Source organism: Streptomyces sp. NPDC059142 (assembly GCF_042755665.1).
Taxonomy (GTDB): Bacteria; Actinomycetota; Actinomycetes; order Streptomycetales; family Streptomycetaceae; genus Streptomyces.
Genome location: NZ_JBHZDA010000022.1, coordinates 17,707 through 39,213 on the forward strand (window position 1 = coordinate 17,707; position 21,507 = coordinate 39,213).

Here is a 21,507-nt window from a genome sequence, read left to right on the forward strand (position 1 = left end):
ATCTCGCATGAGCGACAGCCCCGCCGCCCGGCTCCAGCAGCTCTTCGAGGGCCACCGCCTCACCCCCACCCAGCGGCGCATCGCGCACAGCATGGTGCGCCAGGCGGTGGACGCGCCGTTCCTGTCCAGCGTCGAGCTGGCGGAGCTGGCCGGGGTCAGCCAGCCCTCCGTCACCCGCTTCGCGGTCGCGCTCGGCTTCGACGGCTACCCCGCGCTGCGCCGGCACCTGCGCGAGGTCGCGCCGGGCGGACAGGCCGAGGGGGAGACCCCGTACAACGAGTACCAGCAGGCCGTGCGCGGCGAGATCGAGAACCTGCGGCGGCTCGCCGAGCTGCTCGCCGACCCCGCGCCCGTGGAGCGCGCGGGCAAGCTCCTCGCGGGCTCCCGGCCGCTCCCGGTGCTCGGTCTGCGCGCGGCCTCCTCGCAGGCGCGCGGCTTCGCCTACTTCGCGGCCAAGGTCCACCCGGACGTACGGCTGCTGGACGAGGGCGGCACGATGCTCCCCGACCGGATCGACACGGCGCGGAGCGCGGGCGCGAGCGCGCTGCTCTGCTTCGCGCTGCCGCGCCATCCGAAGGAGGTCGTGGACGCGCTGGCGTACGCCCGCTCGGCGGGGCTGACGGTGGTCACGGTCGCGGACTCGGCCTTCGCCCCGGTCGCCGCCCACAGCGACCTGCTGATCCCGGCGGCGGTCGGCACGGGCCTCGCCTTCGACACGGCGTGCGCGCCGATGCTGCTGGGCCGGGTGCTGCTGGAGGCGATGTGCGACGGGCTGCCGGACGCGCAGGCGCGCCTGGAGGAGTTCGACACGCGGGCCGCGGCCCGGGGGCTCTTCGTGGAGTGAGCGGGCGTACGGGCGCGCTCGCGCGGCGACGGCCGGGCGCTCCGGCGTACCGGTGCACGCGGCTGCCGGAGGCGTGCGTTCCGCTGGTTCTCAGGAAACGCTCAGAGTCCGTCATTAATCTGCCGCCACACAGTTGACACGCTTGAGGAGGCGGCAGGCCGTGGGGCGCGCAGGACAGTCTCTGGTACGGGTGGCGGTGGTCGTACGGGCCGGGGCGGCCCCTCTGTGGTGGCTGGGGGTGCTGGCGGCCGGGATCGGGTTCCTGATTCCCGGGCTGACCGGGCGGCGCGTCGGCGGATACGCGGGCGCCGCGCTCTTCCTGGTCTGCGCGGCGGTGGTCGTCCTCGTCCGGAGGCGCCGGTACACCGGGTGGGCGGACGCGGCGACGCGCGCGGGGAAGTTCGACTTCCTCCAGGACCGGGCGGTGACGGTACGGAACTGGCGGCGCGCCCACCGGTGGTGGCTGCTCGGGGCGTTCCTCGCGGCGGTGGCGTGCTCGTTCGCGGTGCCGATCGCCGTGGGGCTGGCCCTCGCGGGCGCGGGCACCGGGCTCTGGCTCAAGGCGGGCTGGCTGGGGCGGCGCGAGGAGCGGGACGAGGCGCTGCTGTGGGTCCGTACCGACTGGGCGGGGGAGGGGCGGCCGGTCGGCGCGCAGGTGAAGGGGTATCGCACGACGGGGCTGGGCGCGGGTGACGCCGTGCCCGGCGGGGCACGGCGTCGTCGCTGAACAGGGGCGGACCCCCGGGGGCCCGGCGGGAGCCTCCGGGCCGGGTCAGACCTCCAGGCTGTTCTCGATCTTGCCGAGCTGGTGGCGGGCCATCGCCAGATTGGCCCGCGCCTTGTCCAGCGCCAGGTAGAGGAAGAGTCCGCTGTTGCCACGGCCCTTGAGCAGCCGGATGAGGTGGTACTGGCTGCCGAGGGTGATCAGGATGTCCTCGATCTCGTCCTTGAGGCCGAGCAGTTCCATGGTGCGGACCTTCGACCGGACCACATCGGTGTTGCCCGCCGCCGCGACGGTCAGGTCGAGATCCTTGCTGCCGCCGACCGTACCGAGGGCCATGCCGCTGGAGTAGTCGACGAGGGCGGCCCCGAGGGCCCCTTCGATGGTGGTGACCGCTTCTTTGAGGGCGGCTTCGGTGTTGGCCATGAACGTCGCACTTCCTTTCCGTCGTACGGACGCCCGGGGTGTTCCGGACGGCCGGGGGGCGCGTGTTCTGCGTGAGGGGGAGGGGGTGGAGGAGCCGGAGGAGCTGCCGGAGGAACTCCCGGAGGAGCTGGAGGGGGACGAGGGGCACTGGGGGCTGGAGGAGGCCATGGGTCAGGCGTTCTCCAGCCGTTCGAGGGCGCCGTCGACCAGTTCGCCGATCCGGGCGCTCGACCGGCGAGCCTCCAGATGGAGTCTGCCCACATTGGTCCTGGGTTCAGCCAGAAGTGTCAGAACCGCCGAGGATCCCGCCGCGTAGGTCGCGACGTACCCCAGCTCGCCCCGGACCAGCAGCTCCTTGAAGGCGCCCTGCCCGGTGGCGTCCGTGAGCCGCACGGCGACGCCCAGCGCGGCGGCGGTGAGCGCGGCGACCCCCTCGGCCTCCACGTCGGCGGTGTCCTGGGCCAGCACCAGACCGTCGGTGCTGGCCGCCAGGGACCCGGTGAGCTGCGGGAGTCGGGCCCGAAGGCGCCTGAGTTCGCCGAGTACGTCGGCCTCCGCTGTCATGAGCTGTCTCCTCTCGGCGCGCGCCCGCAGAGCACGCCTCATGACGCCGTGGCGCGGCCTGCTCGGACGAGGCCGCACGGGCCCGTTCCCGGCCGTGGACCCTCGGAGTCTCGGTGGATGGGGCGGAAGGTCACAGGGTTGCCTCCAGTGCGTCGCGGAGCCGGCGTAACAGGGCGATGTCCGGGGCCGCGGAGACCGTCGCGACCCAGGAGGGAACCGTCGCGTGGGGGGCCGACGACGGGTCGTCGGGCGTCTCGACGAGGCCGGCCGCGGCCAGCCTGCGGATGTCGAGAAGGGTGTGGAACGCGGGCCTGCCCAGCGTCCAGGCGATGGCCACGGGGGTCCGTACGCCGTCGGCCAGCTCCAGCAGCGCGCGCTGCCGGCGGGTGACCGCCTGGCCGGGTGCCGGTCTTCGGGCGACCACGGGGGCGGTGTCGACGGCGGCGTACGGCCAGACCTGGTCGAGGAGTTCGCGCCGCCGCAGGGTCTCGCGCTCCACGGCCGTCGCGGTGACGGGCCGTACGGAGCCGATCCAGTGGGCCACCCCGTAGCGGAAGCGGGTGGGGCCGCTGGCGGGGGCGAGGGCGAAGAAGGCGGCGTCGAAGAGCGCGCCCGTATGGGCTATCTCCAGCTCGCCGTTGTGGATCCGGCCGCTGTCGACGAGGAATCTGCCGACCTCGCGGCGGGTGCCCGCCTGGTCCACGGCCTCCTCCCAGCCCGCCCGGGGCAGCCTGCCACCGGCGGTGAGGAGGACGTCGATCCCGGGGGCGGCGGGGCTCTCGGCGTGCACGACACGGCCGTCGGTGAGGTAGAGCGTGCCGTGGTCGCGGAGCAGGGCGCCGGTGGCGCGTTCCCCGGCGAGCCGCACGAGCATCGGGGAGAGGACGGAGCCACCGGAGGGGCCGGAGCCTCCGGAGGGGCCGGACGGGCCTGAGGCGCCGGATATGCCGGAGTGGCCGGATATACCGGAGCGTTCGGACGTGCCGGACGTGCCAGAGGGGCGCGGGGGTCTCGCCGAGGTCATCCCAGCACCAGCCGTTCCGCGAGGCGGCCGAGGCGTAATCGGGCGAGGGCGAGGTTGCCGGTGTCGCGGTCCATCCAGAGGTGCAGGAAGACGCTGCTGTCGAAGGTCGTCTCGACGAAGGTGAGGATGTGATAGCCGGTGCGGGTGGTGACGATGAGGTCCTGGACGGGCGGGCCTTTACGGCCTTTTCCCCGGCGCCCGCCTTCGCCCTCGCCCTGACCCTTGCCCTGGCCCTCGTTCTGGCCCTCGTCCTGCCCGCCGTTCGGCGTTCCGCCCGGCGCCCTGCCCGGTGTTCCGGCTGACTCGGAAGGCGGGGACGGTTCGGGCGGCTCGGAAGGCGGGGACGGTTCGGGCGGTTCGGGCGGCTCGGGTGCGAAGGCCGTGTACTCGGCGGCGGCGCGCGCCAGTTCGGCCGTCTCGGCGGCCGTGGCCTCGTGGTCGCCGTTGGGTGACTGTCCCGCCGTGCCGAGCGCGAGCCCGCTCGTCCAGTCGACGATCGCCGCGCCGCGCGCTCCCGGCAGGCTCATGGCCTCTTCCAGGCACGCATCGATTCCGGGCACGCGGACTCCCCTCCCTGCCGGGCGTGCGGGCGCACTGCCGTACGGCAGTAACCGCGAGATTACGCAACGTCCGCGCGAGGGGTGGGCGTTCTGGCATTTTCCATCGGAACATGCACGCGATTCGGAGACAGTTGGCAAGAAGAAGACCGGATGTGATGGGATCCGGCCCGGTGGCGCCCGTACTTCCGCTCCTCAGTCCAGCAGCGCGTCGCCGTACGCGCCGCCCGACTCGGCCACGATCTCGTCGGTCGACTGCTGTCCCCGTACGGTAGCGAAGCGCACCTCGGCACCGGTACCCGCTTTCACGACAAAGCCGTGAATCCCCGGCCTGGCAAGGCTGTTGTAGGAGTAGTGGGCGGTGAAGAAGTACGCCCCCGTGTCGAGCGCGGCGACCAGATCGCCCTGTTCCAGCAGCGGCAGCGGACGGTTCTCCGCGAGGAGATCGCCCGCGAAGCAGGCCGGTCCCGCGATGTCCTGCGCCACGGCGGGGCCCGGCCTGGGCCGCCCCTCGGCGTCGTAGGCGGCGATACGTACTGGCCAGGCGGCCGGGGCGTAGACCGTACGGGTGGCGACCTGCGCGCCCGCGTGGGTCACCGCGATGGGCCGGCCCCCGGCGGACTTGGCGTACTCGACGCGCGAGAGGACCGTGCCGTGCTTGGCGAGCAGTGAACGGCCGAACTCCGTCACCAGTGCGTACCGCCCGTCCAGCATTCCCGGCACGGTCTCCCCGAGGAGCCGGGTGTACGCGGCGTAGGTGGGCGTCTCCTCGTCGGAGGCGAAGTTGACCGGGAGGCCGCCGCCGATGTCGAGGGTGTCGATCTGACGGCGGCCGGCCGCCGCGTTGATCTCCTCCGCCAGCTCGTACAGGGTCCGTACGCCGTGGGCCATCAGGTCGAGCGGGACGCCCTGCGAGCCGGAGTGGGTGTGCAGCCGGGTGAGCCACGGACGGTCCAGATACGCCCGCACCACCCAGGCGCGGGCGCCCTCGTCGCGCAGCGCGACACCGAACTTGGAGGTCGCCGTGGCGGTGGAGAGCGCGCCGATCGACCCGGCGCCGAGCTGCGGATTGACCCGCAGCCCGCAGGGCGGGACGGGCGCGCCGCCGGCCCGCGCCGTGCCGGCCAGGGCGTCGATACGGGCCAGCTCCTGCGGATTGTCCGCGTTGACGGCGATGCCGAGCGCGAACGCCTCGCGCAGCTCCGTGACGGTCTTGGCGGGGGAGTCGAGGACGGTGCGGTCGGCCCGTACCCCCGCGGCGCGCGCGAGCGCGAGCTCCCCCGGGCTCGCGACCTCGGCGCCGACGCCCTCCGCGGCCAGCAGCCGCAGCACGGGCACGAGGGGCGCGGCCTTGACGGCGAAGGCGTGCAGCACGGACGTGCCGGGGGCCGTGACCTCGGCGAAGGCGGCACGGAGCGCGGCGGCCGATCCACGGATTCCGGCCACGTCGAGCAGCGCCACGAGCGGGGTCGCGTCGCTGATCAGCCCCTGCTCCACCGCGGCCCGTACCGCCCGGTCCCGGCGGGCGGCGGAGGGGTGCGGGGGCGTCTTCGGAGGCATGTCTGAAGGCATGGACGCCAGCCAATCATCCGGGGGCCCGCGGCGCAGTGGTTGACTACTTCTATTCATCCGGCCAGGATGTGAATAGATTGTCCAACAGGATCGTCCAAAAGGATCGTCCAGCAGGAGCGTCACGGAGGAGGCACCCGCCATGTCAGGACCCCGGCCGGTACGGGCACCGCGCGGTACGGAACTGAGCGCCCTGGGATGGCAGCAGGAAGCGGCCCTCCGGATGCTCCAGAACAACCTCGACCCCGAGGTCGCGGAACACCCCGACAAGCTCGTCGTCTACGGCGGCACCGGCAAGGCGGCCCGCGACTGGCGCTCCTTCGACGCCATGGTCCGTACGCTGCGCACGCTCAAGCAGGACGAGACGATGCTCGTCCAGTCCGGCCGGCCCGTGGGCGTCATGCAGACGCACGAGTGGGCGCCGCGCGTGCTGCTCGCCAACTCCAACCTGGTCGGCGACTGGGCCAACTGGGAGGAGTTCCGGCGGCTCGAATCCCTCGGGCTCACCATGTACGGCCAGATGACCGCCGGATCGTGGATCTACATCGGCACCCAGGGCATCCTCCAGGGCACGTACGAGACGTTCGCGGCCGTCGCCGCGAAGCGGTTCGGCGGCACGCTCGCCGGGACGATCACCCTCACCGCCGGTCTGGGCGGCATGGGCGGCGCGCAGCCGCTCGCCGTGACCATGAACGACGGGGTCGCGATCTGTATCGACTGCGACCCGCGCGCCATCGACCGCCGCATCGAGCACCGCTACCTCGACGTACGGGCCGACAGCCTGGACCACGCGCTCCAGCTCGCCACCGAGGCGCGCGACGCCCGCCGTCCGCTCTCCATCGGGCTGCTGGGCAACGCGGCGGAACTGCTGCCGCGCATGCTCGCCGAGGGCGCGCCCGTCGACATCGTCACGGACCAGACCTCCGCGCACGACCCGCTCGCCTATCTGCCGCTCGGCGTCGACTTCGACGACATGGCGACGTACGCCGCCGAGAAGCCCGCCGACTTCACCCGGCGCGCCCGTGAGTCGATGGCCCGGCACGTCGAGGCGATGGTCGGCTTCATGGACGCGGGCGCCGAGGTCTTCGACTACGGCAACTCCATCCGTGGCGAGGCCCAACTGGCCGGATACGAGCGCGCCTTCGCCTTCCCCGGCTTCGTGCCCGCCTACATCAGGCCGCTCTTCTGCGAGGGGAAGGGCCCGTTCCGCTGGGCGGCGCTCTCCGGCGAGGCATCGGACATCCACAAGACCGACCGGGCGATCCTCGACCTCTTCCCCGAGAACGAGTCCCTGCACCGCTGGATCAAGATGGCGGGCGAGCGCGTCCACTTCCAGGGCCTGCCGGCCCGGATCTGCTGGCTCGGCTACGGCGAGCGCGACAAGGCGGGCGAGCGCTTCAACGACATGGTCGCCTCCGGCGAACTCGCCGCGCCCCTCGTCATCGGCCGCGACCACCTGGACTGCGGCTCGGTCGCCTCCCCGTACCGCGAGACGGAGGCCATGCTCGACGGCTCCGACGCCATCGCCGACTGGCCGCTCCTGAACGCCATGGTCAATGTCGCCTCCGGTGCCTCCTGGGTCTCCCTCCACCACGGCGGCGGTGTCGGCATGGGCCGCTCGATCCACGCGGGCCAGGTCACGGTCGCCGACGGCACCCCGCTCGCGGGCGAGAAGATCCGCCGCGTGCTGACCAACGACCCCGGCATGGGCGTCATCCGCCATGTCGACGCCGGCTACGACCTCGCGGAGACGGTCGCCGACGAGCGCGGCGTCCGTATCCCCATGCGGGAGGGCGCACCGGAAGACGGACCGGCGGACAGCGGGGCGGACGGACGGGAAGGCGCCCGGGGGGACGGACGGGAGAACGCCCGGGGGGACGGGCCCGCCGCCGCGCCGGCCGAGGGCGCCACGGCATGACCTCCTCCGAACCGCGCCCCCCGGCCCCCGCCGCGCCCTCCGCCCCCGCCTCCTTCCAGGAGATGTGGCGCGACCTCGCCCCCCTCGGCCGCGACCCGGGCAGCGGCGGCTACCGCCGCTACGCCTGGACCGCCGCCGACGCCGACTGCCGCGCCTGGTTCCGCGCGCAGGCCGAGGACCGGGGCCTCGCCTACGAGGTCGACCGCAACGGCAACCAGTGGGCGTGGCTCGGCGACCCCCTCGCCGGGGACGCCGTCGTCACCGGCTCGCATCTCGACTCCGTACCCGACGGGGGCGCCTTCGACGGGCCGCTCGGTGTCGTCTCCTCCTTCGCCGCGCTGGACGAACTCCGGCGCAGGGGAGCGCGGCTCACCAGACCCCTGGCCATCTCCAACTTCGGCGACGAGGAGGGCGCCCGCTTCGGTCTCGCCTGCGTCGGCTCCCGGCTCACCGCGGGACGGCTCACCGCCGCCCAGGCCCATGAGCTGCGCGACGGCGACGGCGTCCCGCTGCCGAAGGCGATGGAGGCCGCCGGGTACGACCCCGCCACCCTCGGGCCCGACCCCGAACGCCTCGCCGGGATCGGCGCGTTCGTCGAACTCCACGTCGAGCAGGGACGCGCCCTCGACCTCTCCGGCGACCCCGTCGGCATCGCGTCCGCGATCTGGCCGCACGGCCGCTGGCGCTTCGACTTCCACGGCGAGGCCAACCACGCGGGCACCACCCGTCTCGCCGACCGCCGCGACCCGATGCTGACGTACGCCGAGACCGTCCTCGCCGCCCGCCGCGAGGCGGAGTTCGCCGGCGCCCTCGCCACCTTCGGCAAGATCTCCGTCGAACCCAACGGCGTCAACGCCATCCCCTCCCTCGTACGCGGCTGGCTGGACTCCCGCGCCGCCGACCAGTCCGCCCTGGACACCGTCGTCGCCGCGATCGAGGCCGCCGCCCGCGAGGCCGCGGACCGCGCGGGCATCGATGTACAGGTCGTACGGGAGTCCTTCACCCCCGTCGTGGAGTTCGAGCACGCTCTGCGGGACGAACTCGCCCGTATCCTCGGCCGCCACCCCGCTACCGCGACCGGCACGGACCCGGCCGGGGGAGCCGGGGCCGGGGAAGCCGGGGCCGGGGCCGGAGCCCGGGGAGCCAGGGCCGGGCGCCGTGGGATCCCCGTGCTCGGTACCGGCGCCGGACACGACGCGGGGATTCTGTCCGGCTCCATCCCGACCGCCATGCTGTTCGTACGGAACCCCACGGGCGTCTCCCACTCCCCGGCCGAATCCGCGACCGAGGACGACTGCGCGGCCGGAGTGCTGGCCCTCGCCGACGTACTGGAAGGACTCGCGTGCGCATGACGCAGCCGACCGCGGCCCCGGGCAGGACCAGGGCCACCGCCCGCCCCGAGGCGTCCACCGGGACCACGGGCCCCGACGCGCCGCCCGGACCGGCCCGCACCTACTGGCTGGAGCACGCCTGGCTCACCGACGGCCGGCCCCACGTCGAGCCCGGCGTGGCGGTCGGCGTCACGGACGGCCGGATCAGCGACGTACGCACCCAGGTCACCACGCCGCCCCCCGGCGCCACGGTCCTGCGCGGCCTGACCCTCCCGGGCCTGGCCAACGCCCACTCCCACGCCTTCCACCGCGCCCTGCGCTCCACCGTCCAGGTCGGCTCCGGCACCTTCTGGACCTGGCGCGAGATCATGTACGGGATCGCCGCCAGGCTCACCCCCGACTCGTACTTCACCCTCGCCCGCGCCGTCTACGCGGAGATGGCGCTGGCCGGCATCACCTCCGTCGGTGAGTTCCACTACCTCCACCACGCGCCCGGCGGCACGCCCTACGCCCAGCCCAACGCCATGGGCGAGGCCCTGATCGCCGCGGCGGCCGAGGCCGGGATCCGGATCACGCTCCTCGACACCGCCTATCTCTCCTCCGGCATCGCCAAGCGGCGCGGCGGCGAGCCCCCCGAGCAGCATCAGCTCCGCTTCTCCGACGGCGACGCGACCGCCTGGGCGGAGCGCGTCTCCGCACTCGCCTCGGCCGTCGAGGACAGCGACCGGACGCTGATCGGCGCGGCCGTCCACTCCGTACGCGCCGTCCCCGCCGAGCAACTCGCCACCGTCGCCGCCTGGGCCGAGGAGCACAGGGCGCCGCTGCACGTCCACCTCTCCGAGCAGACCGCGGAGAACGAGGCATGCCTCGCTGTCCACGGCCGCACCCCCGCCCGGCTCCTCGCCGACCACGGCGTCCTGGGCGCCCGGACCACCGGCGTCCACAACACGCACCTCACCGACGAGGACATCGCCCTGCTGGGCGCCACCGCCACCGGCACCTGCATGTGCCCCACGACGGAGCGCGACCTCGCCGACGGCATCGGCCCCGCCGAACGCCTCCAGCGCGCGGGCTCGCCGCTCTCCCTCGGCAGCGACAGCCACGCCGTCGTCGACCTCTTCGAGGAGGCGCGCGCGATGGAGCTGAACGAGCGGCTGCGCTCCCGCCGCCGCGGCCACTGGACGGCGGCGGCGCTGCTGCGCGCGGCCACCGCCGACGGCCACGCGGCCCTCGGCCGGCCCGACGCGGGCCGTATCGAACGCGGCGCGCTCGCCGACCTGGTCACGATCGCGTTGGACTCCGTCAGAACAGCGGGCTCGCTGCCACGGCTCGGAGCGGAGACCGCGGTATTCGCCGCCTCCGCCGCTGATGTACGCCATACGGTCGTGGGCGGCCGTCATGTCGTACGCGACGGAACCCATGCCCTGATCCCCGACGTCCCGGCAGCCCTCCACCGGTCCATCGCCGCCCTGCGCGGCTGACCCCCCGCCCCGGGCCGCCGACCCCACGACCCGCGCCCCCGGCAGTACGGCCGCCGCGACTGTCACCGCCGTCACAGCCAGTACGGCCGTCACAGCCGTCACGGTAGTCATGGCCCGCACGGCCACTACGGTCCAAGGAGATCATTCTTCCCATGACGACGACCACGACCGTCATCACCAACATCGCCAGTCTGGTCACCAACGACCCCTCTCTCGGTGACGGAACCCCCATCGGTCTGATCCAGGACGCGGCCGTCGTCATCGACGGCGACCGCGTCGCCTGGGTCGGTGAATCAAGCAAAGCACCCGCCACTGACAACGTCGTCGACGCCGGCGGCCGGGCCGCCCTCCCCGGCTTCGTCGACTCCCACTCCCATCTGGTCTTCGCGGGCGACCGGACCCAGGAGTTCAACGCCCGTATGTCCGGCCGCGCCTACTCCGCCGGCGGCATCCGCACCACCGTCGCCGCCACCCGCGCCGCGACCGACGCCGAGCTGTCCGCCAACGTCGCGCGCTACCTCGCCGAGGCGCTGCGGCAGGGCACCACCACGCAGGAGACCAAGTCCGGCTACGGGCTGACCGCCGCCGACGAGGCCCGTGCCCTCCGTATCGCCGGGGAGCAGACCGACGAGGTCACCTATCTCGGCGCGCACATCGTCCCGCCCGACCACGCCGCCGACCCGGCCGCGTACGTCGACCTGGTCACCGGCGAGATGCTGGACGCGTGCGCCCCGTACGCCCGCTGGATCGACGTCTTCTGCGAGCGGGGGGCCTTCGACGGCGACCAGGCCCGCGCGATCCTCACCGCGGGCCGCGCCAGGGGCCTGCACCCCCGCGTCCACGCCAACCAGCTCTCGTACGGCCCCGGCGTCCAGCTCGCCGTCGAACTCGACGCCGCCTCCGCCGACCACTGCACGCATCTCACGGACGCGGACGTCGACGCCCTCGCGCAGGGCGCCACCGTGGCCACGCTGCTGCCCGGCGCCGAGTTCTCCACCCGCGCCGCCTGGCCGGACGCCCGCAGGCTGCTCGACGCGGGCGCGACCGTCGCGCTCTCCACCGACTGCAACCCCGGCTCGTCCTTCACCTCCTCGATGCCGTTCTGCGTCGCCCTCGCCGTACGCGACATGGGCATGACCCCGGACGAGGCGGTCTGGTCCGCGACGGCGGGCGGCGCGGCGGCCCTGCGCCGGACGGACATCGGCCGGCTCGCCCCCGGGGCCCGCGCCGACCTGGCCCTCCTCGACGCACCGAGCCATGTCCATCTCGCCTACCGGCCCGGTGTCCCGCTGGTCTCCTCGGTCTGGCGGAGCGGCGTCCGCGTCCACTGACAGCGCCCGGCCTCACCCTCAGGGGCGAAACGCACCGGCCCCCTCACCCCTTCAGGGCGGCGACCTCGTCGATCCTCGGCCCCAGCCTCCGTACCGCCAGGGTCTTCGCGTACGGCCGCAGCCTGCGCCGCATCGTCTCGAAGTGCTCGTCCCCCCGGGCCGACGAGACGTGCTCGTAGTCGTCCAGGAACTGCCACCAGCTCCCGCACGCCGCCTCCAGATGCCCCAGCTCCAGTTGGCGCTGCGCCAGGACGGCGAGGAAGTGGACGCGGCCCTGCCGCTCGTGCTTCTGCTGCACCTGCAAGGACTGCTGGAGCGCGGTGATCGAACCCGGCAGGTCCTTGAACTCGTACAGCACGTGCGACACATGGAAGAGATACGCGGTCCTGTCGTACCCGCCGACGGAATCGCGCCGGTTGTCCGCCTTGGTCAGGGCGGCCTCCGTCTGACGCAGCCGGCCGAACGCCTGCCGCCGGTCCCCGACCATCGCCGCCGCGTGCGCCTGCTGCCCGGACAGGAACGCCTGGAGCCGCGGCTCGGCCTTCGGTGACGCCTCGGCCGCCGAGTCGGCCAGTTCCAGCGCCCGTTTGCCGTACCCGAGGTTCGACGCCTGGAGCGACATGCCGCGCAGCGTGCGGCAGTACGTGACGTGGTCCCCGGCGGAACCGGCCAGCTCCAGGGCCCGGAGGTAGTACTGCTGGCCCAGTCCGTGGGCCCGCTCGTACATCGCCATCCAGCCGGTCAGGTAGACCAGGTCGGAGGCGGCGGCCAGCATGTCGTTGCGTACGGACTCGGCCGCCTCCGCCTTGAGCCACGGCATGACCGTGTTCACCAGAAAGGCGGCGGCCATCGGGCGCGCGTGACCGCCCCCGAGTTCATCCAGAATGTCCGCTATCCGGTCCGTCATTGTGCGTACGGCCTGTACCTGCGGCGCGCCTATACGTACGGTCCGCTTTCCCGGTGCGGGGGGCGAAGGGGTCGCCGAGTGGGCCAGATCGGGGAAGAGCGGAACGACGACGGCGGCGGAGAACAGACCCGCCGCGATGAGGCCGCGGCGTGACGGATCCATGTCTGCTCTCCCCATGTCGACCAGTTCTTCGAGCGTGTTGGCACCGGGGGTGCCGGGGCCGCCGGAGAGACCGGAGACGCCGGAGGAGCCCGCGGAACGGACGCCGCCCGAGGCGTCCGCGGCGCCGGCGACCGAGGGGCCCCAAGAGCCGGAAGTGCCTGGCAGTTCCCCGGACGACGGGGCGAAACGAGCGGACCGTACGACGGGAAGGCCGGCCTCCGAGTGGGTGACCGGACGTCCGAGTTTCCGTGCGAAGGCCTCCACGATCAGCGGCCTGACCTGGTTCTTGGGCATGGTGCCCGCGACCCAGTGGGAGACCGCCGACTGGTCGTAGTGGAGTTCGAGCCCGGCCTCGGCGCCGATGCGGTTGACGATCAGTGCGAACTGCGCGCGGGACCACTTCGCCTGCGCCAGCAGACCGGCCAGGCCGGTGTTGGGTGTGCGGGAATTACTCGCCATGTGTCCAACTCCCCCAAGCGTTCATGGCTTTCATCATCAGACTGTTCTCCACGGTACTCGCGGAGGGTCTTCAGGCTGTTTTCTGTTCAACAGGGCCAAGCAGCACAGCACACGAAGACGGGGGCCAAGGTGACCACAGTGACAGACAACAGAACAGGTGGCACAGCCGAAAACGCGCACACCACCTACACCGCCGACTCCACGCAGACTCCGCACACTTCACACACTCCACATGCCCAGCGCGCCGTCCTGAAGCATGTCCTGGACCACAACGCCATCGGTCTCGACGCCGATCGGGCGCTGGCGCCGCACCGCATGATGCCGCCGCCCGCCGAGATCGCGGACCTCACGAACCGGCTCGTCGGCCACGGTGCCACGCTCGTCTCCCTCGTCGAGGCGATCCCCGACACCGAGCACACCGTACGGACCAAAGGAGCGCTCAAGGACTGGTACGACCTGACCGACAGCGGCCCCGGAGCCGGAGCCATGGCCAACTGGGTCCACATGCGGGCCCTGGCACGCATGTGCCGCACGTTCATGGACTACCTGCGGGAGCGCGACCGCGAAGGCCGGTACCGGCCATGAGCCCGGAAGGGAAACAGCAAGCCTGGTTCGTGATCGCGGTCTGCACGCTGGGGCTGACCATCGCACTCGCCGTGGGGCTGCGTCTGTGACCCCGCGGGTCAGAGCGCCGAGCGCCCCGGCACCACCGGAAGCTCCCGCACGCTGTTGCCCACGAAGCTGTGCTGGCGGGCCAGTTCCGTCTCCGGGAGCGCGATCCTCAGGTCCGGGAAACGGGTGAACAACTGCCGCAGGGCGATCGTGGTCTCCATCCTCGCGAGAGGGGCGCCCAGACAGTAGTGGGCGCCGTGTCCCAGGGAGAGATGGCGGGTCGCGGCGCGCCGCGTGATGTCGAAGCGGTCCGCGTCGGGGCCGTACGCGGCGGGGTCACGGCCCGCCGCCGAGAACCCGGCCAGCACGGGGGTGCCGCGCGGGATCACCGTCCCGTCCACTGTCACGTCGCGCGTCGGGTAGCGGAACGGGAAGAAGCTGACCGGGCTGTCCCAGCGCAGGGTCTCCTCGACCACGTCGGCCCACTGCGCGCCGCCGGTCCGGATCAGCTCCAGCTGGTCCGGATGGGCACAGAGCGCGCGCACCGCGTTGGTGATCAGGTTGAGGGTCGTCTCATGGCCCGCGATGATCATCACCAGCATCGTGCCGATCAGCTCGTGCTCGCCGAGCCGGTCGCCCCGGCTGTCCGGCGGGCCGCTTCCGGGGCCCGCGCCGGCGTCGCGCGCCGCGATGAGGGCGCTGGTCAGATCGTCTCCCGGACGCTCCAGGCGGGACGCGGCCACCGCGCCGAGCACGGCCACCATCTCCCGGTTCGCCGCCACCGCCCGCTCCGGGGCGATGTCCGTACTCACCAACCGCGTCGACAGCGTGTGCAGCCGCGCCCGGAACTCCTCGTCCACCCCGAGCAGCTCACTGATCACGTTCATCGGCAGGGGGAGCGCGAAGAGCGCCCGCAGGTCCACCACCCCGTCGTCCGCCGCCGCTGCCGCCGCGGCCACCCCGTCCAGCAGCTCCGCGGTCAGCCGCTCGACCCCGGGCCGCAGCTCCTCCACGCGCCGCGCCGTGAACGCCTTGCCGACCAGCGACCGCAGCCGCCGGTGCTCGGCTCCGTCCGCGGTGACCATGCCCCGTACGGTCGCGAACGTCGTCAGCGGCCAGCCGACCGGGATCCGCCCCTCCTGGAGCGCCGCGAAGTGCTCGGCGCCCTTGGCGACATCCGGGTGCCCCATGAACTCCTTCAGCGCCTCGTGCCCGACGACCGCCATGGCCGGTACGTCGCCGGGCAGCACGACCTCGGCGACGGCGCCGCGCGCCAGCATCGCGGCGTTGAGGGCGTGCGGACAGGCGCCGGACGGATCGAGCCGGTACGGGGGCTGCTCCGACGGCGGGGACTGCGGCGGGCGCTGGGGCTGGGACTGGGACTGGGACGGACGCTGGGGCTGGGACGGACGCTGGGGCTGGGGCTGGGCGTGGGGCACGGAAACCCTCCTCGTCCGGATCCTATGAGGAGGCGGGTGGTCACGGAAAGGAGCCGTTCGGCCACGCTGTACTTTCTTCCCCCTCCCGCCCCTTCCGCACCACAGGTTGCACCCGTTGCACCCGATTCCCCGATCCGTGACGAGATGGGCGACTGCCCCTGTCCCGGAGGGATTTGGGCCGGTACCGTCCTGTCGAGTGCGGGCCCGCGGGGGACACGGGCGCGCGGGGGGATGCGACCGGGGGGTCGAGTTGAACGATGTACGGAGTGCGGCGCGCCTGCGCGTGGTGGCGCCCGCGGAACTGGACACGGCGGAAATCGAGTCCTGGCGCGAGCTGCGCGCCACGTCGGGGGCTCCGGCCAACCCCTTCATGGAGCCGGAGTTCACCCTGGCCGTCGGCCGCGTGAGGCCCGGCGCGCGCGTCGCCGTCGTACGCGAGGCGACGGCGGCGCCCACCGCATCGGGCAGGGGGACGGGCGAGCCCGTCGGCTTCTTCCCGTACGAGCGCGGCCCGCTCGGGCGCGGCAGAGCCATCGGCCTCGGCGTCTCCGACTGCCAGGGCGGGGTGTTCCGCGACGGACTGCGGCTCACGGCCCGCGAACTGCTCAGCGGCTGCTCGCTGGCTGCCTGGGAGTTCGACAACCTCGAAGCGGGCCAGCGGCTGTTCGTCCCGCCCGGCACCGGTGAACCGGGCGGTTTCGAGTCGCCGGTGATCGAGGTCGGGGAGGGGTACGAGGCGTACGAGGCGGCCCTGCGCGTCCGGTCGCCCAAGTTCTTCCGTACGACGGCCGCGAAGGAGCGCAGGCTCGGCCGTCGGACAGCCGGCGAGGTCCGCTTCGTCTTCGACGAACGCGACCCGGCGGCGCTGCGCACGCTCATGGAGTGGAAGTCTGCGCAGTACCGCAGGACCGGCCGCCGCGACCGCTTCGCCAAGGAGTGGATCAGCGCACTCGTACGGCAGCTCGCCACGACCCGAACGCCGGGCTGCTCGGGTGTCCTCTCCGTGCTGTACGTCGCGGACCGGCCGGTGGCGGCGCACTTCGGGCTGCGCTCGCGCACGGTGCTGTCGTGCTGGTTCCCGGCGTACGACCCGGAGTTCGCCCGGTACTCGCCGGGCCTGATCCTGCATCTGCGGATGGCGCGGGCCGCCGCGGCGGCGGGGATCGGGGTGCTCGACCTGGGGCGCGGTCCCGCGGAGTACAAGGACGCGCTGAAGACGGGCGGTCTACGGGTCCACGAGGGCGCCGTGACCCGGCCGGGCGCGCGGGCCGCCCTCTACCACCTGGGCAGGGAGCCGGTCCGCCGGGCGCACGGTTTCGTACGGGAGCGGCCCCGGCTGGCCGCGTACACGAAGGCGGCGCTGAACCGGGTGGGCCGCCTGCGGGACAGGTGACGGCCGGGGGAGGAAGAACGACGGCCGACGCGTCGCAGGGCAGGGCGGCGCAGGGCAAGGCAAGGCAAGGCAAGGCAAGGCAAGGCAGGGCAGCGCAGCGCAGCGATCGAGCAGGGGGGAGCCGATGACGTACACACCGCACACGACCGGCGCGGGGCCCGGGGGAGAGGCGAAGGGGGAGGAGGCCGGGGGAGCGGCCGGACGCGGAGGGAAGGGCGGCGGTCCGCTCCGCCCGGCGTCCCGGGGCCTGCCGGTCCCCGGGCCCGTCGCCGTCGCCGAGCTCGATCTCCGCGCGGCCGACGGAACCGTCCTGTCCCTCCGCCCGGCGCCCGGCGGTCCTCCGGTCGGGGAGGGGGAGGTGTTCGCGCTCGTACGGATCGACGGCCGGCCCGTCGCGACGGTGACCCGCCGGGTGGCGGCGGGCCAGGAGCCCGCGGAGGCGCTGGCGGCGGCCTTCCGGGCGCAGCACCGCGCCACGCCGACGCTTCCGTGGATGCCCCCACCGGCGCCACCGCCGACGCCCCCACCCTCTTCCGCGTTCTTTCCGCCTTCTTCCCCGTCCCTTGCTCCTCCCCCTTCGGAGTCCGGTCCTTCCTCGTCCAGTCCTTTCTCGTCGGGTCCTTCCTCGTCCCGTCTTTCCTCGTCCTTCTTTCCGCCGGCCCGTAGCAGCGTTCGACCTCTCCGTACCACCGTCATCGTGGCCACCCGCGAGCGCGCCGACCGGCTGGCCCGCGCCCTGGACTCGCTCCTCGCCCAGGACCATCCCGACTTCCGCGTCCTGGTCGTCGACAACGCGCCCGCCACCACCGCCACCCGTGACCTCGTGGCGTCGCGCTACGCGGACCGCGTGGACTACGCGCACGAGCCACGGCCCGGTCTGGCCGTCGCCCACAACCGGGGTATCGCGGTGGCGGACCGTGCTGTTCCGGTTCTCGCCTTCACCGACGACGACGTGATCGCCGACCCGCACTGGCTCTCCGCGCTCACCGCGCCCTTCACGGCCGATCCGAGGCTCGGCTGCACCACGGGGCTCATCCTCCCCGCCCGGCTCACCACCCCCGCGCAGATCCTGCTGGAGAGCCACGGAGGCTTCGCCAAGGGGTTCGCGCCCCGGCTGTACGACCCGGCGGCGCCGCCCGCCGGCGAACCGCTCTTCCCGTTCGCGGCCGGAAGCTTCGGTTCCGGCGCCAACATGGCGTTCCGCGCCGGTGTACTGCGGGCCGTCGGCGGCTTCGACCCGGCCACCGGCACCGGCACGCCCGCCAAGGGCGGCGACGACCTGTACGCCTTCGTGCGCGTCCTGGCCGCCGGGCACCGGCTGCGCTACACGCCCGAGGCACTGGTCTGGCACCACCACCGCGAGACCTGGCAGGACCTGAGGAACCAGGCGTACGGATACGGCGCGGGCCTGACCGCGTACCTCACCGCGATCCTCGTACGCCAACCCGCCCTGCTGCCCGCGCTGCTGGCGAAGGCGGGGCGCGGTCTGGCGCACGCCCGCGCGATCACGGCGCACGGCGCGCAGACGTATCCCTGGCCGCGCTCGCTCTCGCGCCTGGAGCGCAGGGGCATGCTGTACGGGCCCCTCGGTTACGCCCGGGCGCGGATCCGCGCCCGCGGGGCCGAGGGAGGGGGCACGCCGTGACGGAGCGGATCCCCGTCCTCCTCTACCACGCGGTGATGGACGACCCGCCCGCCTGGATCGCCGAATTCACCGTCACGCCACGGGACTTCACCGCCCATCTCGACGCGGTCGTCGCCGGGGGCCGTACGCCCGTCCCCGTCAGCACCCTCGTCGGGCATCTCACGCGGGGCGCGCCGCTGCCACCCCGGCCGGTCGTCCTCACCTTCGACGACGGCTTCGCCGATCTGCCCGGCCCGACCGCCGACGCGCTCGCCGCCCGCGCCCTGCCCGCCACCGCCTATCTGACCACCGGGGCGATCACCCCGGGGCGCACCAGCCTGCTGCCGCCCGCACCGATGATGACGCTCGCGCAGGTGGGCGGCCTGGAGTCGTACGGCCTGGAGGTGGGCGCGCACACGGTCACCCACCCGCAGCTCGACACTCTGCGCGGGCCCGCACTCCGGCGTGAACTGCGTGAATCCAAGGATGTGCTGGAGGACGTGCTGGGCCACGAGGTCGCGCACCTCGCCTATCCGCACGGTTACAACAGCCGCGCCGTGCGCCGCGCCGCCGAGGGGGCGGGGTACGCCTCGGCCGTCGCCGTGCGGCACGCCCTCAGCTCGGGGCGCGACGAGGCGTACCGCATCGCCCGGCTCATCGTGCGCCGGAGGCACTCGGCGGCGGATGTCGCGTCGTGGATGGCGGGCGGGGCGGCGGCGGGGGAGCGGGCGCGGGTCGCGCCGTACCGCGACTCACCGGCCACGGTGGGCTGGCGGCTGTACCGGGGCGCGCGGGCCCGGGTGAGGGGACCGGAATTCGCCGGGTAGTCACGGATAGTCATGGATGGCGGTGGGTAGTGACGGAGTGTGACGAGGGGGGAAGGTATCTCATGAGCACGCGTACCGACACCATGACCGGCTCAGGCGACGGCGCGGGGGACGGCTCCGGCCCGGGGGACGGCTCTGGTCCGGGGAACAGCTCCGGTCCGGGGGACGGCGCCGGCGCGGGGAACAACTCCGGTCCGGGGAAGGATTCCGGCGTGGGGAGCGGTTCCGGCGCGGCGACCGGACCGGGCACGGATGCGTCCGGTCCGTCCACGGCATCCGGCGCGCCGGGTCCGGTGGACCCGCCCCGCGCAAGCGCACACCCGGGCGCGCACCCGCATACGCGCTCGCACTCGCGTGCGCGGGCGCGCCCGGACGAGGAGGCGGACCGCCCGCCACCCCGCAGACCGCTCCCGCTCGACCCGCCCGACCCGCCCGATCCGCCGGGCCCGCCGCTTCCGCCGCGCCGGGGCCCTGGTCCGTCGTTCCTGATCCGCTTCCAGCGGTTCCTCACCTGGCCGCCGCTGCTGATCGCCGCCGTGCTGTGGAGCTGGTCGTTACCCCGGATCGGGTTCCGCGACATCGGGGAGTTCGGGCTCCTCGACCGGTTCCCGGTCGCGTTCTACGCCTCGCTGGGCGTCCTCTCCCTCGGCTTCCTCATCAGCCTGCGCCGGGCCGGGACCGCCCCGTGGTGGCCGCTGACCTACTGCGTCGCGATGCTCGTCGCGCTCAAGGCGCCACCGGGGATCCTCTACGACTCCGTGCGCTACGCCTGGGCGTCCAAGCACGACGCCGTGATAGCGCGGCTGCTCGCCGAGGGGACGTTCCATCCGCAGGCGCGGCTCTCCGGCGGGATGTCCGCGTACGACCAGTGGCCGGGCTTCTTCTCGCTCAACGCGGCCCTGATCAGGGCCTTCGGGGTGCATGGGGCCGCTTCGTACACCAACTGGGCGCCCGTCCTCTTCGGGCTGCTGATGCTCCCGGTGCTGGTGCTGATCTACCGCACCTTCACCGACGACTGGCGTCTCGTCTGGACCGCCGTATGGATCTTCCAGCTCGCCAACTGGGTGGGGCAGGACTACCTCGCGCCGCAGGCCTTCGCCTATCTGCTCTTCCTGACCGTGTTCGCCGTGGTCGTACGCCACTTCGTACGGCCCGGGTCGGCCGGGCGGCTGCGTGAGCGCTCCCGGCTCGATCCGTCCGCGACGTCCGTCCCGCCGCCCACCACCCTGAGACAGCGGGCGATCTGTGTGGCGATCCTGGCCCCGCTGATCGGCGCCATCAACGCCTCGCACCAGCTCACGCCCGTGATGCTCTGCATGACGCTGATGGCCCTCTGCCTGACGCGTCGCTACCGCAACCTCGGGCTGCTCGTGGTCACCGGCCTCATCATGCTCGTCTGGGACCTGACGATGGGCCGTGTCCTCTTCCTGGACACGCTGGCCACGCTGCGGGACTCGGCGGGCGACCTGCTGAAGAACTCCCGCCCCGGATTCGCCGGCGAACCGACCGGCCCGGGACCGGAGCTGGTGGGCACGGCCAACATCGTGATGGTGCTCGTCCTCGGCGGGCTCGCCGTGACCGCCGTGCTGCTGCGGCGCAGACTGGCCGGGAGCGCGCTGCCGCTGCTGCTGGCCGCCGCCGCGCCGGTGCCGCTCTTTGCCGTGAACGACTACGGCGGCGAAATGCTCTTCCGCGTCTATCTGTTCGGGCTGCCGGGCACGGCGTTCTTCGCCGCCGCCGCGCTCGTACCGTCCGCCGCGGGGCGCGACAAGGCCCGGCGTATCGCGCGCAGGACGACGGCCCTGGTGCTGCCGGTCGCGCTGGCCGCGCTGCTCGTCGGCTTCCTGCCCTCGTACTACGGCAAGGAGGGCATGCAGTACGCGCCCCCCGCGGAGAACGCGTTCGTGGAGCGGGCCTACGACCAGGCGCCGGACGGTTCGCTGATCCTCGCCACCACCGGTTCCTTCCCGGGGGCGTACTACCGCTACGACCACTACGAGCGCTGGTTCTTCACCGAACAGGAAGTGCCGGAGAACCTGGTCATGCTCAGGGACCCGGCCGGCTATCTCGACGCGGGCATACCGGACGGGCGTCCCGCGTACGTGATCCTCACGCCGTCCCAGGAGAAGGCCACGATCGGCGAGGGCTATCTGCCGGCCGGGAGCTTCGCCCGGATGAGCGCCGCGCTCAAGCGGTCACCGCACTTCAGGGTCCTGGAGGAGAGCCGGCACGGCCTCCTGCTGGAACACGTGGAGGCCCCGGCGCGGCCCCCCGCCTCCACCACCCCCACCCCGTCCGCCCGATGAAGAACGCGGAGG

17 protein-coding genes and 1 pseudogene are annotated in these 21,507 nt (G+C 73.3%); 11 read left to right on the plus strand and 7 right to left on the minus strand.

What is annotated here, in order from left to right; genetic code table 11:
* Positions 1-7 precede the first annotated feature (7 nt).
* Together ACFXPK_RS11335 and ACFXPK_RS11340 are read left to right on the plus strand one after the other, a co-directional pair.
* Positions 8-844, plus strand: coding sequence for a MurR/RpiR family transcriptional regulator (locus ACFXPK_RS11335; RefSeq protein WP_385074105.1), 837 nt, complete (start codon positions 8-10; stop codon positions 842-844).
* A gap of 160 nt (positions 845-1,004) precedes the next feature.
* Positions 1,005-1,571 carry a hypothetical protein gene (locus ACFXPK_RS11340; RefSeq protein WP_385074107.1) on the plus strand — a complete coding sequence of 189 codons (567 nt, stop codon included), beginning with the start codon at positions 1,005-1,007 and terminating at the stop codon, positions 1,569-1,571.
* Between the two features lie 45 nt (positions 1,572-1,616).
* Here the strand turns inward: ACFXPK_RS11340 and ACFXPK_RS11345 are convergent, their stop codons facing one another.
* From ACFXPK_RS11345 to ACFXPK_RS11365, 5 genes are all read right to left on the minus strand, one after another.
* The gene (locus ACFXPK_RS11345; protein ID WP_384992363.1) at positions 1,617-1,991 is read right to left on the minus strand and encodes a hypothetical protein; all 375 of its coding nucleotides are present in this window, start codon (positions 1,989-1,991) and stop codon (positions 1,617-1,619) included.
* 171 nt (positions 1,992-2,162) lie between these two features.
* Complete coding sequence (locus tag ACFXPK_RS11350; RefSeq protein ID WP_385074110.1) at positions 2,163-2,555, minus strand: roadblock/LC7 domain-containing protein; 393 nt, start codon at positions 2,553-2,555, stop codon at positions 2,163-2,165.
* Positions 2,556-2,685: 130 nt separating this feature from the next.
* The gene (locus tag ACFXPK_RS11355; RefSeq protein WP_384992402.1) at positions 2,686-3,429 is read right to left on the minus strand and encodes a transcriptional regulator; all 744 of its coding nucleotides are present in this window, start codon (positions 3,427-3,429) and stop codon (positions 2,686-2,688) included.
* Between the two features lie 146 nt (positions 3,430-3,575).
* Positions 3,576-4,139 (minus strand): hypothetical protein, encoded by a 564-nt coding sequence (locus ACFXPK_RS11360; RefSeq protein WP_385074113.1) that lies wholly within the window; start codon positions 4,137-4,139, stop codon positions 3,576-3,578.
* A gap of 192 nt (positions 4,140-4,331) precedes the next feature.
* Positions 4,332-5,696: a diaminopimelate decarboxylase gene (locus tag ACFXPK_RS11365; RefSeq protein ID WP_385074116.1), complete on the minus strand. Its 1,365-nt coding sequence runs from the start codon at positions 5,694-5,696 to the stop codon at positions 4,332-4,334.
* 151 nt (positions 5,697-5,847) lie between these two features.
* Between ACFXPK_RS11365 and hutU the strand changes: the two are divergent.
* From hutU to hutI, 4 genes and pseudogenes are all read left to right on the plus strand, one after another.
* Positions 5,848-7,500 (plus strand): annotated as a pseudogene (gene hutU, locus ACFXPK_RS11370) (urocanate hydratase); the annotation flags it as partial.
* A gap of 119 nt (positions 7,501-7,619) precedes the next feature.
* Entirely contained in the window at positions 7,620-8,975 is a 1,356-nt protein-coding gene (locus ACFXPK_RS11375; RefSeq protein WP_385074119.1) for an allantoate amidohydrolase, read from the plus strand.
* Complete coding sequence (locus ACFXPK_RS11380; protein ID WP_384992352.1) at positions 8,972-10,435, plus strand: formimidoylglutamate deiminase; 1,464 nt, start codon at positions 8,972-8,974, stop codon at positions 10,433-10,435. The genes ACFXPK_RS11375 and ACFXPK_RS11380 overlap by 4 nt, the downstream gene beginning before the upstream one ends.
* A 152-nt stretch (positions 10,436-10,587) precedes the next feature.
* Positions 10,588-11,766, plus strand: a complete 1,179-nt coding sequence (gene hutI, locus ACFXPK_RS11385; protein ID WP_385074122.1) for an imidazolonepropionase — start codon at positions 10,588-10,590, stop codon at positions 11,764-11,766.
* Between the two features lie 43 nt (positions 11,767-11,809).
* On the opposite strand, the gene ACFXPK_RS11390 is transcribed toward hutI, so the two are convergent.
* The gene (locus ACFXPK_RS11390; protein ID WP_385074125.1) at positions 11,810-13,294 is read right to left on the minus strand and encodes a hypothetical protein; all 1,485 of its coding nucleotides are present in this window, start codon (positions 13,292-13,294) and stop codon (positions 11,810-11,812) included.
* 138 nt (positions 13,295-13,432) lie between these two features.
* Here ACFXPK_RS11390 and ACFXPK_RS11395 point away from each other — a divergent pair, with 138 nt between their 5' ends.
* The gene (locus tag ACFXPK_RS11395) at positions 13,433-13,879 is read left to right on the plus strand and encodes a DUF6415 family natural product biosynthesis protein (protein ID WP_384992345.1); all 447 of its coding nucleotides are present in this window, start codon (positions 13,433-13,435) and stop codon (positions 13,877-13,879) included.
* Between the two features lie 98 nt (positions 13,880-13,977).
* Here the strand turns inward: ACFXPK_RS11395 and ACFXPK_RS11400 are convergent, their stop codons facing one another.
* The gene (locus ACFXPK_RS11400) at positions 13,978-15,186 is read right to left on the minus strand and encodes a cytochrome P450 (protein WP_385074200.1); all 1,209 of its coding nucleotides are present in this window, start codon (positions 15,184-15,186) and stop codon (positions 13,978-13,980) included.
* Between the two features lie 409 nt (positions 15,187-15,595).
* Here ACFXPK_RS11400 and ACFXPK_RS11405 point away from each other — a divergent pair, with 409 nt between their 5' ends.
* The 4 genes from ACFXPK_RS11405 (at position 15,596) to ACFXPK_RS11420 (ending at position 21,495) form a co-directional block, all read left to right on the plus strand.
* On the plus strand, positions 15,596-16,738 hold the full coding sequence (locus ACFXPK_RS11405; RefSeq protein WP_385074128.1) for a GNAT family N-acetyltransferase: 1,143 nt from the start codon (positions 15,596-15,598) through the stop codon (positions 16,736-16,738).
* Between the two features lie 247 nt (positions 16,739-16,985).
* On the plus strand, positions 16,986-18,383 hold the full coding sequence (locus tag ACFXPK_RS11410; RefSeq protein WP_385074203.1) for a glycosyltransferase family 2 protein: 1,398 nt from the start codon (positions 16,986-16,988) through the stop codon (positions 18,381-18,383).
* A gap of 35 nt (positions 18,384-18,418) precedes the next feature.
* A complete protein-coding gene (locus ACFXPK_RS11415; RefSeq protein ID WP_385074206.1) occupies positions 18,419-19,189 on the plus strand; it encodes a polysaccharide deacetylase family protein in 771 nt (256 codons plus the stop codon).
* A gap of 62 nt (positions 19,190-19,251) precedes the next feature.
* Positions 19,252-21,495, plus strand: a complete 2,244-nt coding sequence (locus ACFXPK_RS11420; protein ID WP_385074131.1) for a hypothetical protein — start codon at positions 19,252-19,254, stop codon at positions 21,493-21,495.
* Positions 21,496-21,507 lie beyond the last annotated feature (12 nt).